At 54.6% G+C, this 14,610-nt stretch carries 12 protein-coding genes and 2 pseudogenes; 6 read left to right on the top strand and 8 right to left on the bottom strand.

Features of this window, described 5'->3' with window-relative positions:
* Window positions 1-47 precede the first annotated feature (47 nt).
* Window positions 48-134 (top strand): annotated as a pseudogene (locus MWH02_RS07125) (hypothetical protein); the annotation flags it as partial.
* 316 nt (window positions 135-450) lie between these two features.
* Here MWH02_RS07125 and MWH02_RS07120 read toward each other — a convergent pair.
* A complete protein-coding gene (locus MWH02_RS07120; RefSeq protein ID WP_271460146.1) occupies window positions 451-942 on the bottom strand; it encodes an Hcp family type VI secretion system effector in 492 nt (163 codons plus the stop codon).
* A gap of 247 nt (window positions 943-1,189) precedes the next feature.
* The gene (locus tag MWH02_RS07115) at window positions 1,190-1,711 is read right to left on the bottom strand and encodes a DUF2778 domain-containing protein (RefSeq protein ID WP_271460145.1); all 522 of its coding nucleotides are present in this window, start codon (window positions 1,709-1,711) and stop codon (window positions 1,190-1,192) included.
* A gap of 214 nt (window positions 1,712-1,925) precedes the next feature.
* Between MWH02_RS07115 and MWH02_RS07110 the strand changes: the two genes are divergently transcribed.
* Window positions 1,926-2,066, top strand: coding sequence for a hypothetical protein (locus MWH02_RS07110; protein ID WP_158238605.1), 141 nt, complete (start codon window positions 1,926-1,928; stop codon window positions 2,064-2,066).
* A gap of 161 nt (window positions 2,067-2,227) precedes the next feature.
* Here MWH02_RS07110 and fadE read toward each other — a convergent pair whose 3' ends face one another.
* Window positions 2,228-4,672, bottom strand: a complete 2,445-nt coding sequence (gene fadE / locus MWH02_RS07105) for an acyl-CoA dehydrogenase FadE (RefSeq protein ID WP_271460144.1) — start codon at window positions 4,670-4,672, stop codon at window positions 2,228-2,230.
* A gap of 243 nt (window positions 4,673-4,915) precedes the next feature.
* Between fadE and lpcA the strand changes: the two genes are divergently transcribed.
* Complete coding sequence (gene lpcA / locus MWH02_RS07100; RefSeq protein WP_192415399.1) at window positions 4,916-5,497, top strand: D-sedoheptulose 7-phosphate isomerase; 582 nt, start codon at window positions 4,916-4,918, stop codon at window positions 5,495-5,497.
* Window positions 5,498-5,545: 48 nt separating this feature from the next.
* Window positions 5,546-6,313: a class II glutamine amidotransferase gene (locus MWH02_RS07095; RefSeq protein WP_008108933.1), complete on the top strand. Its 768-nt coding sequence runs from the start codon at window positions 5,546-5,548 to the stop codon at window positions 6,311-6,313.
* Here the strand turns inward: MWH02_RS07095 and dpaA are convergent.
* Window positions 6,284-7,027, bottom strand: a complete 744-nt coding sequence (dpaA, locus tag MWH02_RS07090; protein ID WP_101762523.1) for a peptidoglycan meso-diaminopimelic acid protein amidase — start codon at window positions 7,025-7,027, stop codon at window positions 6,284-6,286. The genes MWH02_RS07095 and dpaA overlap by 30 nt on opposite strands.
* A 244-nt stretch (window positions 7,028-7,271) precedes the next feature.
* Between dpaA and dinB the strand changes: the two genes are divergently transcribed.
* Window positions 7,272-8,327 carry a DNA polymerase IV gene (gene dinB / locus MWH02_RS07085; RefSeq protein WP_271460143.1) on the top strand — a complete coding sequence of 352 codons (1,056 nt, stop codon included), beginning with the start codon at window positions 7,272-7,274 and terminating at the stop codon, window positions 8,325-8,327.
* Window positions 8,328-8,489: 162 nt separating this feature from the next.
* Here dinB and MWH02_RS07080 read toward each other — a convergent pair whose 3' ends face one another.
* The 4 genes and pseudogenes from MWH02_RS07080 to pepD form a co-directional block, all read right to left on the bottom strand.
* The gene (locus MWH02_RS07080; RefSeq protein WP_192236753.1) at window positions 8,490-9,554 is read right to left on the bottom strand and encodes a sugar ABC transporter substrate-binding protein; all 1,065 of its coding nucleotides are present in this window, start codon (window positions 9,552-9,554) and stop codon (window positions 8,490-8,492) included.
* A gap of 27 nt (window positions 9,555-9,581) precedes the next feature.
* Entirely contained in the window at window positions 9,582-10,580 is a 999-nt protein-coding gene (locus tag MWH02_RS07075) for an ABC transporter permease (protein WP_101762520.1), read from the bottom strand.
* A pseudogene (locus tag MWH02_RS07070) lies at window positions 10,577-12,081 on the bottom strand (sugar ABC transporter ATP-binding protein). The gene MWH02_RS07075 and the pseudogene MWH02_RS07070 overlap by 4 nt, the downstream one beginning before the upstream one ends.
* Window positions 12,082-12,355: 274 nt before the next feature.
* Window positions 12,356-13,816 carry a beta-Ala-His dipeptidase gene (pepD, locus tag MWH02_RS07065; protein ID WP_271460181.1) on the bottom strand — a complete coding sequence of 487 codons (1,461 nt, stop codon included), beginning with the start codon at window positions 13,814-13,816 and terminating at the stop codon, window positions 12,356-12,358.
* 255 nt (window positions 13,817-14,071) lie between these two features.
* Here pepD and gpt point away from each other — a divergent pair, with 255 nt between their 5' ends.
* Window positions 14,072-14,530, top strand: a complete 459-nt coding sequence (gene gpt, locus MWH02_RS07060) for a xanthine phosphoribosyltransferase (protein WP_007887137.1) — start codon at window positions 14,072-14,074, stop codon at window positions 14,528-14,530.
* Window positions 14,531-14,610 lie beyond the last annotated feature (80 nt).

Here is a 14,610-nt window from a genome sequence, read left to right as displayed (position 1 = left end):
AACCGGCTGACGCTGCGCAGCAAATACCAGATAGTCAAACTGCGGGGCGACGGGAGAGGTCGTTCCCGAGAGTGGAGAAAGAGAGGCCCTGGAAGTACCCGACAGCCAAAAGAAAAAATGCCAGTCAGGCATAACTGACTGGCACTAGCCCCGTTTCCGGGGCTTTTTTTATTTCACGTTTAAGCTGGATTTTTTAGCTTCATAACGATGCGTTCAACACCCGGCTCATTCGGTAGCAGCTAAAGGGACGATTCAATGACAGTAATTTTCCCTGCGTTAATGTCATCCAGGCGGCCACGCACAATCTTATCGGTGTGAACGTTTAAGTCGATGCTAAAAACATCAGCGCTTGCGATCATTTTGTCACGTTCAGACTGTGGCAAGGCATAAAATTCTTCGAAGTTCATTGGAAAAGCTTTATTTGCTGAGTGAAAGTTAATTACTAACGGATTACGCAGAAGGACGTTCGTTCCATGCGTCCGTGTACTGGATATTACCATCCACGATACGCCAGGTGATTTTTTCATACTGCAGACTGACGCTTTCCGTGTGGTTCAGCTTGTCATTGCCCGACAGTTTTGTGTTGGCCACGCCGCAGTTAACGCCGGTGACTTTCACGTTTTCCATCAGCACGGTGTAATAGCATACCTCTTGGCCCGCATCGCTGATGTTGTAGAAACGAATTTCGGCGCTTTTCAGCGTCTGGCCGGTGGCCGCTGCTTTATAGAGATAAGGCGTTGAGCTATCCACCTCTTTCTCGATCATCATTGATGAATGCTGGCGCGTGCCGGTTATTTTGCCGTTAGCGGTGTCTACCGGCAGGTTAATACCGTGGCTCAGGCCGATAATTTCAATGCTGCCTTCACGTTCGTGAACATCGACAGAACCTCTAATATCCGCGCCACCATCGTCTTTAAGCCATATATACGGAGGAATTGGCATTTATTTGCTCCTTATTTTTTTGATTAACTTCATTGTTAAAATGTAAATAACAACCGTGATGGGAATCACTGTGCATACGGACATGTAGAAATAGATGTCGTAAAAACGATCCGCTCCAATCTCTTCATTCCCGTAGATCATTTGGCCGATTTTCAAGGCTAATTGTTCGTTAAACCATAACTCTGGCGGGCCCAGAGTACGGGCGACAACGAGCATTAGCGCGAGAAAAAAAGCGACTTTGGCCGCTTTACGGGCAAGTGTTTGAATAACCACCGGCAACCACCTCAATGTATCCGCGCGCCATTAAATTTTTCATGCAAGGAACCGGGATCGGCGCTGTTCTCAGAAGGGCATTACGAACTAGCGCATAGTCTGAATTAAGGTGGAGAGTTATACATCCTTCAGATACGCGGCCGGGATGAAGGCGAAATAATCCGCGTTTGACGTCATTAATCCACGTTTCATCATCAATGCTCAGATCGTCACGATATAAAGCAAACCATTCGTCGCGATCAAATTCAGCACCGTTAAAAACGCGGTTATATAAATCCTGTGACTTTGCCTTAGCCCATGACAGCAGGCCACCCCTCCCACGCTCAACAATCCAGTATTTACCCGGTGGGATAGGCCCAACGTTTGGGACGGCCATACATGCAGGAATATTTCTGTAGGCACCTTTCCCGGAAAACGCCATGAAGACGCCCACGCCATACAGATTCAACGGCACGAAATCTGAGCCGTTCAAAATCATCTTACCGATAATTGGCATCGTTAATCCCTAACCTTTAATCCATGTAGTAACTGATGTTTACGTTACATCCCTCAGATTGTCAGGACCAGAAATAATTAGAGTTGGTAATCAATAAAGCTTTTACGATCACGCTTTGCTATTGGCGTTGTTAAAACAACAACGAGAGATAGAGAATCTCAACGAACAACTCCTCCTTTCGCGCAAGACGTGCGACACAAACAGGATATTCGTTATGTCGCAGACGCTGACCGATCAGGATTTTAAGAACGCCGCCACCAAACTCAGCTGCAGTGAAGCCGCCGTGCGCGCCGTCGCCGAAGTAATGAGCTCCGGTATCGGGAAATCAAGCAGGGGCTGCAGAATAACCGGCTGACGCTGCGCAGCAAAAAACCAGATAGTCAAACTGCGGGGGCGACGGGAGAGGTCATTGCCGAGAGTAGAGAAAGAGAGGCCCTGAAGTATCCGACAGCCAAAAGAAAAAATGCCAGTCAGGCTTAACTGACTGGCATTACTCCATGCGGAGGCTTTTTTGTTTTAAGCGGCTTCACTGGCCCGCGGGTTGGATTTCGTCTGCGGCTTTGGCACCGCCAGCGCTTCCGGCGCGAAATCATCGACGTTAATCGCTTTCAGACGGCTGGCTTCAGCACGGATCAAGACCTGCGCTTCGCTCTCATCAATCCAGCCCGCTTTTAGGCCCTCTTGTGCCAGCGCATCCAGTCGGGTAAACGACAGATGTTTTTTCTGCTGCTTGCATAAACGATCGTGAATCACTTCGGCGGCCATCACATCCTGCAGCGCCTGCTCCAGCTGACCGGCAGGATTATGTGCGCTTGGTGCCAGATATTGGCCGCGGCCCAAACGGGTACGGGTCGCAGAAGGCAGCTGCAGCAGTTTCGCCAGCTTGTGGTCCAGTTTATCTGACGGTGCCGGGCAGTGATGACCACCGGCGAAGATCACCAGTCGCAGCGCACCGGCCACCATGCGGTTCGGGAAGTTACGCAGCAAATCATCCATCGCCACTTCGGCCTGATGCAGCGCATCCTGCACGCCCCAATGTACCAGCGGCAAATCGGCTTCGTTGCGGCCTTCATCGTCATAGCGCTTCAGGGTGGCGGAGGCCAGATACATCTGGCTCAGCACATCGCCGAGACGCGCCGAGATACGTTCACGACGTTTCAGGCTGCCGCCCAGCACCGCCATTGATACATCTGACAGCAGTGCGAGGTTGGCGCTCAAACGGTTAAGGTGCTGATAGTAGCGGCGCGTGGCGTCGCGGGTTGGTGTGGCGCTAGTGCGGCCGCCGGTTAAGCCCAGCCACAGGCTGCGTACTTTATTACTGCCTACGTGGCCAATATGGCTGAACAGCGCGCGGTCAAAGGTCACCAAATCGTTTTTCGCTGCGGCGTTCATCTCTTCCAGCACCCATGGATGGCAGCGGATCGCGCCCTGGCCGAAGATGATCATGCTGCGCGTCAGGATGTTAGCGCCTTCCACGGTGATGGCGATCGGTGCGCCCTGATAAGCCCGCGCCAGGAAGTTGTTTTCGCCCAGCATAATGCCTTTACCGCCAGCGATATCCATCGCGTCGATAATCGCGCGCTGACCGCGATGGGTGCAGTGATACTTCACAATCGCCGATAGCACCGCCGGTTTTTCACCGAGCATAATGCCGCTGGTGATTAGCGTTGCGGCGGCGTCCATCACGTAGGCATTACCGGCAATGCGCGCCAGCGGCTCTTCGATCCCTTCCATCTTGCCGATAGAGACTTTGAACTGACGGCGGATGTGCGCATAGGCACCGGTCGCCAGCGCAATGCTTTTCAGACTGCCGGTTGAGTTTGAAGGCAGCGTGATGCCGCGACCGACTGAAAGACACTCCACCAGCATGCGCCAGCCCTGGCCGGCCATGGATGGGCCGCCGATGATGTAGTCGATGGGTACGAAAATGTCTTTACCGCGCGTCGGACCGTTCTGGAACGGCACGTTGAGCGGGAAGTGACGTTGGCCGATCTCTACGCCAGGCGTGTGCGTTGGGATCAGTGCGCAAGTGATGCCAAGCTCTGTAGTCTCGCCCAGCAGGTGCTCCGGATCGGAGAGTTTGAACGCCAGGCCTAACACGGTGGCAATCGGTGCCAGCGTGATATAGCGCTTGTTCCAGGTAAGACGCATGCCCAGCACTTGCTGACCTTGCCACTCGCCCATGCACACCACGCCGGTATCGGGAATCGCGCCGGCATCCGAACCCGCTTCCGGGCTGGTCAGGGCAAAGCACGGGATCTCATCACCGCGCGCCAGACGCGGCAAGTAATGATCTTTCTGCTCATCGGTACCGTAATGTTGCAGCAGTTCGCCGGGGCCGAGTGAGTTCGGTACGCCAACGGTGATCGCCAGAATGCCGGAGACGCCCGCCAGTTTCTGCAGCACGCGCGCCTGCGCATAGGCGGAGAATTCCAGGCCGCCATACTCTTTCTTAATGATCATGGCGAAGAAGCGATGCTGTTTCAGATACGCCCACAACTCCGGCGGCAGATCGGCCATTTCATGGGTGATTTCGAAATCGTTCGCCATGCGGCACGCTTCTTCGACCGGACCATCGATAAAGGCCTGCTCCTCTTCGGTCAGGCGCGGCTGCGGATAGTTGTGCAGCTTCTGCCAGTCCGGTTTGCCGCGGAACAGGTCGCCTTCCCACCATGTGGTGCCAGCGTCGATCGCCTCTTTTTCGGTGCGCGACATCGGCGGCATCACTTTCTGGAAGCTATGCAGCGCCGGTTTCGAGAACAGGCTACGACGCATCACCGGCAGGTTAAATGGCAGCAGAATAATCGCCAGCGGCAGCAGCATCCATGGCGTCCATAGGTCAGCGGCCGCCAGCGCGCCGGTCCACAGCAGCAGAATTACGCTGCTCAGCTGAAGCGAAATTTGGTGGTAGAACAACACGCTAAGCAGGATTAGCGTCGCAACGATTGAGGCAACCAACATAATGAACCACTCCATAAGTAGTAAGAGGTCTGACCTGTTATGGATGTAGGTTTAGAATATGGGGCAAAATTTATCAATCTGTTTACATCGCAATTACAACACATCTCACAAATTCGTTGCAGGATACGCAACAACTGCCAAACTTGCTCGAGACGCCGCGCTTTTCCTTATGGCAGGCGCTTTGCGGCTTAGCCCCATTCCGTTAAACTTGCCGGGTCAATCTTTCCTCTAAAGGACATCTCAATGTATCAGGACATTATTCGCTCAGAACTCAATGAAGCAGCCGATACGCTCAACACGTTCCTGAGTGACGAAGCCAACATTCACGCCATTCAGCGCGCCGCAGTTCTGCTGGCCGATAGCTTTAAAGCGGGCGGCAAGGTGCTCTCCTGCGGTAACGGCGGCTCGCACTGCGATGCGATGCATTTTGCTGAAGAGCTGACTGGACGCTACCGTGAAAACCGTCCTGGCTACCCGGCTATTGCCATTTCTGATGTCAGCCATCTGTCGTGCGTCAGTAACGATTTTGGTTATGACTATGTGTTCTCGCGCTATATCGAAGCGGTAGGCCGTGCAGGCGATGTGCTGCTGGGTCTTTCTACGTCCGGTAACTCTGCCAACATCATCAAAGCCGTGGAAGCTGCGCGCGCGAAAGGCATGAAAGTGATTACTCTGACCGGCAAAGATGGCGGCAAGATGGCAGGTTCAGCGGATATTGAAATTCGTGTGCCGCACTTTGGCTATGCCGACCGCATTCAGGAGATCCACATCAAAGTGATCCATATTCTGATGCTGTTGATTGAAAAAGAGATGGTTAAGTCATGATGCGTTCCTCTCGCCGCGCGCGAGAGGATCTAACTTAAGGCGGTTGCTATGTGCGAATTGCTCGGGATGAGCGCCAATGTCCCCACGGACATCTGTTTCAGTTTTACCGGTCTGGTGCAGCGTGGCGGTGGAACCGGGCCGCACAAAGATGGTTGGGGCATCACGTTCTATGAAGGAAAAGGGTGCCGCACCTTCAAAGATCCGCAGCCGAGCTTTAACTCGCCGATAGCCCGTTTGGTGCAGGAATACCCGATCAAATCGCATTCGGTGGTGGCGCATATCCGCCAGGCGAATCGCGGTGAAGTGTCGCTGGAAAATACCCATCCGTTCACGCGTGAGCTGTGGGGCCGCAATTGGACCTACGCACACAATGGTCAGCTCAAAGGTTATCGTCAGCTGGATACCGGGCCATTTCGTCCGATTGGTGAAACCGACAGCGAGAAAGCATTTTGCTGGATGCTGCACAAACTGACCGAGCGTTATCCGCGCACGCCGGGCAACTGGCCAGCGGTGTTCCGCTACATTGCCGAGCTGGCAGCAGAAATGCGTGAGAAGGGTGTCTTCAACATGCTGTTATCGGATGGGCGCTATCTGATGGCGTTCTGTTCGACCAATCTCTACTGGATTACGCGCCGTGCGCCGTTTGGCAAAGCGACGTTGCTCGATCAGGATGTGGAAATTGATTTTCAGCAGCAGACGACGCCGCAAGATGTGGTAACGGTGATTGCTACGCAACCGCTGACGGGGAATGAAACCTGGCACCGGATAGTGCCAGGCGAGTGGGCATTATTTTGCCTGGGTGAGCGCCAGGAATGATTTCGAGGCAGCATCCGGTGTAGCGATCACCGGCGTGCTGTTCACCGCATATTGGCCGGTGGCCGTCACGTTCACGGTAGGCGGCACACGGTACTTAGCGAAGTACGCATAGCCCGGCTGCAGTTCACGCCAGAAGTTAATGTACGTCGAGTATTTATGACGCTGCATATTGCTGTCTGTCATGCGGAACGGATAGATATTGACCTGAATCTCCTGCTGACCATTACGCAGCGCGGCGTTGGTGTAGGCGAAGATCTCATCCATCGATGCATCCGTCATTGCGTAGCAGCCCACTGACACGCAATCTCCGTGAATCATTAAATAGTTACCGTTATAGCCTTTAGCGCGATCGTACTGATTGGGAAAACCGGTATTAATAGCGCGATAAAAACGGCTATCCGGTTTTAACTGGTTCAGCTTAACGTTATAAAAGCCTTCCGGACTTTTGAAATCGCCCTGACGACGTTTAGGTCCTAAACCGCCAGAGAAATTACAGATGCGATAGCTGTCCAGCAGACGATATTCATTCCCGATTTTGCCGTACAGTTCCAGCGTACGCTCTTCCTTGAAAATCTGAATAAAAACGGGGGTGCCAATTAGTTGTTTCTTTAACTCTTTGCTCACCGGAGCCAGCGGTTGCGTAGGCTCGGGGTTCATTGCCCAGCTAAGGAGCGGCATAAGAATCATCGCAAGCGTTAATGCGATTCTGCCCATTCTGTAGATACCTTGATGTGGAGAGAGACGATGACGCTGTGCGTCCGGGTATTGCATTATCGGAAATATCCGCTATCGCAGCGCAACATTAACATTGTCTGGCTTTTAATCAAGCCAGTGTCCGAGAAAATGGCGCGTTCCTAAAAGGAATACGACCACTAATTTGTAAACTTTAATCTCGCTCTCAACAAATATTGCCGATATTTTTCGCTGCTGTATACTTATCCAGTATCTGGGAGGGCGTATGCGCAAAATTATTCATGTCGATATGGACTGCTTTTATGCAGCGGTTGAGATGCGCGACGATCCCTCTTTACGTGATATTCCTATCGCCATTGGCGGCAGCCGCGTGCAACGTGGCGTGATCAGCACCGCGAACTATCCGGCACGTAAATATGGCGTGCGCAGCGCGATGCCGACCGGCATGGCGCTGAAACTCTGCCCGCATCTGCGGCTGCTGCCTGGCCGCTTTGATGCCTATAAAGAAGCCTCCCGCCAGATCCGCGACATCTTCTCACGTTACACCTCGCTGATTGAACCGCTGTCGCTGGATGAAGCCTATCTGGATGTGACCGACAGCCTGCACTGCCATGGCTCGGCGACATTAATGGCGCAGGCGATTCGCGCCGATATCCTGCGTGAAACCGGGTTGACCGCTTCCGCCGGCATCGCGCCGATCAAGTTTCTCGCCAAGATCGCTTCCGATCTCAACAAACCCAACGGGCAATATGTGATTACGCCGGACGAGATGTCCGATTTTCTACTGACGCTGCCGCTCAGTAAAATTCCTGGCGTGGGTAAAGTGGCGACTAAAAAGCTGGAAGAGATGGGCTTGCGCACCTGCGCGGATGTGCAGCGCGCCGATCTGGCGCTGCTGCTTAAACGCTTTGGCAAGTTTGGCCGTATTTTGTGGGAACGCAGCAACGGCGTGGATGAGCGCAATGTGGTGGTTGAGCGCGAACGCAAATCGCTCGGCGTTGAACGTACCCTGATGGAAGATATTCACAGCTGGGAGCAGTGTCTGGAAATTATTGATTTTCTCTATGCGGAGTTGGATCGCCGCTTAAGCGCCATCAAGCCGGATAAGCAGATCGCCCGACAAGGCGTGAAACTGAAGTTCAATGATTTCCAGCAAACCACGCAGGAGCACGTTTGGCCGGTGCTGAATAAAGACGACATGATCGCGGTGGCGCGTCAGGCGTGGGATGAACGCAGAGCAGGGCGCGGCGTACGGCTGGTGGGATTGCATGTCACGATGGTGGATCCGCAGTTGGAGCGGCAGTTGGTGTTGGGGTTGTGAGATTGTGCGCGCTGCCCCTCATCCCGGCCTTCTCCCGCCAGCGGGAGAAGGAGTAAAACAAACCGCGCCTATCGGTTCCCTCTCCCGCCAGCATGAAAGCGAGAAGACAACGCCGATCGGTTCCCTCTCCCACATGTGGGAGAGGGTTAGGGTGAGGGAAAACTACTTCTTACCGTACTTCGCTTCCAGCGTTGCAAACCATGGCGCGATGAAATCGTTATTTTCGCCCCAGCCTGGAATGATCTTATTCAGCGACGCCACGTTGACCGCGCCTTGCTGGCTATTCAACTGCTGCTGAGAAATCGATGACGCTTTAAACTCGTAAGTCGCCGGTGTGGTTTCGCCTGCAATCTTGTTCGCCACCAAACGCATATTCACTGCGCCAATGGTTTTCGGATCCACCGCCACGGTTTGTACCCACGGGCTGTTTTTCTCGTGCATCAACTGCAGATCCTGATTGGATACGTCGATGCTATACAGTTTGATCTCGCTACGACCATTCTCCTGCAGGGCTTTATACGCGCCCTGGCTGAAAGCATCCCACGAACCCCAGATCGCATCGATCTTGCCTTTCGGGTATTTCGCCAGAATCGCGCCAATCTTGTTGGCGGTATCGCCCTGTACATCAGATGAAACCGCGCCAATCGACTCCAGCTGATGAATGCCCGGATTCTCTTTCAGCAGCTTCTCATACACCACCTGACGACGATCCATCGCCGGGAAACCGGCCACCCACAGCTTGACGATATTCGCCTTACCGTTGAAGTCTTTGATTAAGCTGCCGAGTGATTCCTGCGCCAGCGAAGCATCATTCTGCGCCGTCACGGTGACGCCCTCTACCGGCGTATTAACCGGCGTATCAAACACCGACAGCTTGATGCCCGCTGCGGCAATACGCTGCACCAGCGCCGTGGAGTAGGGATCTTTACCGTGCGACAGGATAATGCCGTCATATTTCTGGCTAATCGCCTGGTTAACGAAATCCTGGAAGCGCGCATCGTCGCCATTGCTGAGGAAAGTGCTGACCTTAAAGCCAAGCTGGCGGCCTTGCTGAATCGCACCGGCGACAAACTGCGTGGTGTTATCGTCCGAACCCAGGTTGCGGATGATGGCGATGCGTACCGGGCCTTCATGGTTAGCGATAACCTCAGGCACTGCGGCATCGGCGAAGGCGGCGCTGGCGTTGAGCAGGCTAACCGCCAGCAGCGAAAGGGTAATTTTTTTCATTATGATCTCTTTCTGATTAAACGCGCCTTAACGGCGCTGGATGTAAGTCATCGCCAGCGCCAGCGCCAGTACCAGACCTTTAATAATGTCCATCGCGTAATAGGGCACCGACAACATCACCAGCCCGTTCTGCAACACACCAAGAATGATGGCGCCCACCAAGGTACCCAGCGCATTCGGTTTGCCCGAACCGGCCAGCGAGAAGCCGATCCACGCCGCGGCAACGGCATCCATCAGATAACCGCCGCCGGCATTCACCTGCGAAGAGCCGATGCGTGATGCCAGCAAAATGCCGCCCAAGCCAGCCAGCAGCGAGGCAAGCACATACGCCAGCACGCGATAGCGCGTGGTACGAATACCGGAGAGACGCGCCGCTTCAGGATTGCCGCCCAGCGCGTACATACGACGGCCATGCTTGGTCAGCGACAGCGCCAGCTGCGCCACAATGGTGACCACCAGCATGATAATCACGATAGTCGGCACCTGGCCGAGCAGGCCAAAGGCGGCAGGAATGGTGCCTTCGGCCATGTCGCCGCTCGGCAGCACCATATTCTCGGTAATGGAACCACCAAAGCTGTAGGTCATCGCCACGCCCTGAATCACAAACAGCGTGGCGAGGGTGGCGAGCATGTCGGGAATACGTAGCACCACAATCAGGAAGCTGTTGAACAAGCCAACCAGCGTACACAGCAGCAGCGTAATAATGATGGCTTCGGTGGTGCCAAAGCCGTGCCAGACGAATAGCGAAATCACCAGCGCATTGGCCAGCGAAGCGGTGGATCCCACCGACAGGTCAAAGCCGCCAATGGTCAGCGAAATCGACACGCCAATCGCAATCACCGTGACGATGGCAATCGAGCGCAGGATGTTAATGATGTTGGTCGGTTCGAGGAAGCTGTCCGAAGCGAGACCAAATGCGGCAATCAAAATCACCACGGTCAGCAACATGCCCCACTTATAGAGGAAATCAAACAGCTGATGGCGCAGAGAAGGCTGCGAGTTTAGGGATAGTTCTTTGCTGCTCACGCAGGTGTTCCTCCGGTGGAATAAAGCAAAAGTGCCTCTTCTGTGGCGGTGTTGCCCTCCATCTCTGCCACAATGCGCCCATCCCAGAGCACACAAATGCGGTCGCACAGACCGACCAATTCAGAAAACTCGCCCGAGGCATAAATGATGCCTTTGCCCTCACGCGCTAAGCCATCGATCAGCGTGAACAGATCGGTTTTGGCTTTGATATCGACGCCTTTCGTCGGCTCATCAAAAATCAGCACATCGGCGTTGTTGCGCAGCCACTTGCCAATCGCCACTTTCTGCTGGTTGCCGCCCGACAAACGACGCAGGATTTGCCCCGGTCCGGTGGTGCGCACATTCAGGCGCTGAATCACCGCTTCCGCCCAACGCCACGCCTGGCGATGACCAAACAGGCTCCAGCGCGAGAAGCTGTTATCGGCGCTGATGCTCAGATTCATGCTCACCGGTTCATCGATGAAAATGCCCTCTTTGCGGCGCTCTTCCGGCACCAGCGCCATGCGGTTTTCTACTGAATCATGTGGTGAACGCGGTCGCCACGGTTTGCCGTGCAGTTCGCCCTTTGTCACGCGGCTTTTGCTGGCACCAAACAGCGCTTTACACAGCTCGGTTTTACCGGCACCCGCCAGACCGGCAATGCCCAGAATCTCCCCTTTGTGCAGACGCAGCGAAATATCCTGCAGTAGCCGATCGTCGTGTAAGCCTTCCACCGACAGCAGCAGCGGCAGAGTCGCACGGGCGCGACGCGGCGGAAAAACATCATCCAGCCGATGTCCCAGCATTTTTTCCACGATCTGCTCGCCACTCAGCGCCGCCATCGGGCTGCTTTCAATCAGACGACCATCGCGCAGCACCGTTAAGCGGTCGCAAATTGCTTTCAGTTCGTGAATGCGGTGCGAGATAAACACCACGCCAATGCCGCTGGACTGCAAGCGGCGCACCACGGTAAACAGGCGCTCGCTCTCATGCTGATCGAGCGGGGCGGTGGGTTCATCCAGGATCAGAAAGCGGCAGTGATGGGACAGGGCGCGCGCCAGCAGGATTTGCTGCTTCTCTGCCAGCGAGCAGCGCTCCACCAAACGGTTGACGTCGATGTTCACTTCCAGCTGCGCCAGTAACGTACGCGCCTGGCGGCGAATCTCACGCCAGCTGTAGACGTGACCCGGTTCGGCTAAACGATCGAGCAGTATGTTTTCGGCCACGCTGAGCTGTGGCACCAGCGCCACATCCACTTCCTGTTGGACCAGATGAATGCCGAGCTTTTTGGCATCGCGCGGTGAGCGAATAGTGACCGGCACATCATCCAGCAGAATCTCACCGCTGTAATGATCGTGTGCGCCAGCCAGCACCGCCATCAGCGTAGATTTTCCGGCGCCGTTAGCGCCCGTCAACGCATGCACCGAGCCGCCTTCAGTCAGAAAATCCACCTGCGCGAGCGCGGCGAAACCGCCAACCGCCTGGAGATATTACGCATCTCCAGGCGGTTGATCGCACTCATTGAACCGGGCCTTTAATTAGTTGAGTTGGGGGCATTTTTTCCTGAACCATCACTCTCGGCAACGAACGAAAGGGCATAAGCTAGCACGAAATCTTATTAGCCATCCAGACATCTGGATGTAACGGTGGCTAAATCTGATGTTATGAGGTGTTCTGGTTTAACCGGGAGGCATATCAACGTTTTTTCAGAGGAATGTGCTAAATGGCGGTGGACGCAATCCTTCGCAGGCATAAAAAAACCCGACCGAAGCCGGGTTTATCGCGAAAGCGCAATCTTACGCTTTTTCTGGCACCACGCTGAGCAGCGCGGTCAGCAGTTTCCAGTACAGACCCACGCTTTCGATGTGAACCTGCTCATCCGGCGAATGCGGGCCGGTGATGGTTGGGCCAATCGACACCATATCCATGTTTGGATACGGCTTCTTGAACAGACCACACTCCAGACCGGCGTGAATCACCTGAATGTTCGGCGTTTTACCAAACAGCGCTTCATAAGTTTTGCGCGTTAGCGCCATCACCGGTGAATCGGCATCAGGCTGCCAGCCCGGATAGCCGCCTTTAGGTGCGCTTTTCGCCCCGGCCAGATCGGCCAGCGAGGTCAGCACTTCAACCACCCAATCTTTACCGGTATCGATCAGTGAACGAATCAGGCAGATGATTTCGGCATTGTCCTGATCCATGGTCACCACGCCGACGTTCAGCGAGGTTTCCACCACGCCTTTCGCCACGTCAGAGTTACGAATCACGCCGTTTGGCGTAGCGTTTAGCAAATTAAGGAAACGATCGCGGCTGTCAGCGTTCAGCGCCTGGCCTTGATGCGCCAGCGCTTCGGTGACCACGGCGATGTTCTTCTCTTTAATGCCCAACTCGTTCAGCAGCGTCGCCTGGAAATGTGCCGCAGCAGATTTCAGTGCATCAACCTTATGGCTGTCGATCGCCAGCGTAGCAAAAGCTTCACGCGGGATGGCGTTACGCAGCGTACCGCCGGTGAATTCGATCAGACGGACATCGAGTTCACGCGCGTGCAGCGCCAGGAAGCGTGCCAGCAGTTTGTTGGCGTTGCCGAGACCATGATGAATGTCGGCACCGGAGTGACCGCCTTTCAGGCCTTTCAGCGTCAGCTTCAGGGTTTCATAGCTTGCAGGAATCGCTTCACGCGTTAGCGGCAGGGTGGTGATGAAGTCGATACCACCAGCGCAACCCATGTAGATCTCACCTTCCTCTTCCGAGTCGGTGTTGATCAGAATGTCGGCCTGCAGCCAGTTCGGCTGTAAACCAAAGGCGCCGTCCATACCGGACTCTTCGGTCATGGTCAGCAGCACTTCCAGCGGACCGTGAATCAGGCTGTTGTCAGCCAGCACCGCCAGCGCAGACGCCATACCAATGCCGTTATCCGCGCCCAGCGTGGTGCCGCGCGCTTTCACCCATTCGCCATCAACATACGGCTGAATCGGATCTTTAGTGAAGTCGTGCACCGTGTCATTGTTCTTCTGCGGCACCATATCGAGGTGCGCCTGCAGCGCCACCGGCGTGCGTTTTTCCATACCGGCGGTAGCGGGTTTACGAATCAGGATGTTGCCAACCTGATCGCGCTCAACCCACAAACCTTGCTCTTTTGCCCAGCCGACAACGTGTTCGGCCAGTGCTTCTTCGTGGTAAGAAGGGTGCGGAATGGAACAGATTTTGGCAAAAATATCCCACAGCGGTTGGGGTGAAAGTTGCGACAATTCAGACACCATGCATCTCCTGTGTCAGCGTGGCGGACATACCGCACGCACGCGGGTTTCCAGTAAAAATCGTCGTCAGAAGATCTGACGTGATGGGCCTGAGAATATCACTGTTTCTCGCCGGGTGCGTAATCAGCCGCGCTAAAAACCTGCAACCAGTAAGACAGATGCTGGTTTTTAAGGCGTCAGATCCTTATAATCTCGCGCAACCTTTTCCCCCTTGCATATTTTTTAAGCCAAGTTTCTTGGCCGGGATTCCTTTATATGAGCGAAAAATACGTCGTAACCTGGGACATGTTGCAAATCCATGCCCGTAAACTGGCCCAGCGCCTGCTTCCTGTGGAACAGTGGAAAGGTATCATCGCGGTGAGCCGTGGTGGTCTGGTTCCGGCATCGCTGCTGGCGCGTGAACTCGGTATTCGCTACGTCGATACCGTGTGCATCTCCAGCTACGATCACGATCATCAGCGCGAAATGAAAGTGCTGAAGCGTGCCGAAGGCGACGGTGAAGGCTTCATCGTGATTGATGACCTGGTGGATACCGGCGGCACCGCGCAGGCGATCCGCGACATGTATCCTAAAGCGCGTTTCTGCACCATCTTCGCTAAGCCAGCTGGCCGTGCGCTGGTGGACGACTACATTGTCGATATCCCGCAGAACACCTGGATCGAGCAGCCCTGGGACATGGGCGTGGTCTACATCCCGCCAATCGTCAAAAGCTAATTGATGCATCGCAAACAACGCCCGGTTATGCCGGGCGTTGTGCTTTCTGCGCCTCGCGCGCGTATGGCGGGTGCAGTACA

Source organism: Pantoea leporis, from assembly GCF_028048155.1.
Taxonomy (GTDB): Bacteria; Pseudomonadota; Gammaproteobacteria; order Enterobacterales; family Enterobacteriaceae; genus Pantoea; species Pantoea leporis.
This window is presented reverse-complemented; position numbering and strand designations above follow the sequence as displayed.

Bases quoted from the DNA above. Each gene is read 5' to 3' on its own strand.
- MWH02_RS07120 (WP_271460146.1), bottom strand. From the start codon at position 942: ATGCCAATTCCTCCGTATATATGGCTTAAAGACGATGGTGGCGCGGAT.
- MWH02_RS07115 (WP_271460145.1), bottom strand. From the start codon at position 1,711: ATGCCAATTATCGGTAAGATGATTTTGAACGGCTCAGATTTCGTGCCG.
- MWH02_RS07110 (WP_158238605.1), top strand. From the start codon at position 1,926: ATGTCGCAGACGCTGACCGATCAGGATTTTAAGAACGCCGCCACCAAA.
- fadE (WP_271460144.1), bottom strand. From the start codon at position 4,672: ATGTTGGTTGCCTCAATCGTTGCGACGCTAATCCTGCTTAGCGTGTTG.
- lpcA (WP_192415399.1), top strand. From the start codon at position 4,916: ATGTATCAGGACATTATTCGCTCAGAACTCAATGAAGCAGCCGATACG.
- MWH02_RS07095 (WP_008108933.1), top strand. From the start codon at position 5,546: ATGTGCGAATTGCTCGGGATGAGCGCCAATGTCCCCACGGACATCTGT.
- dpaA (WP_101762523.1), bottom strand. From the start codon at position 7,027: ATGGGCAGAATCGCATTAACGCTTGCGATGATTCTTATGCCGCTCCTT.
- dinB (WP_271460143.1), top strand. From the start codon at position 7,272: ATGCGCAAAATTATTCATGTCGATATGGACTGCTTTTATGCAGCGGTT.
- MWH02_RS07080 (WP_192236753.1), bottom strand. From the start codon at position 9,554: ATGAAAAAAATTACCCTTTCGCTGCTGGCGGTTAGCCTGCTCAACGCC.
- gpt (WP_007887137.1), top strand. From the start codon at position 14,072: ATGAGCGAAAAATACGTCGTAACCTGGGACATGTTGCAAATCCATGCC.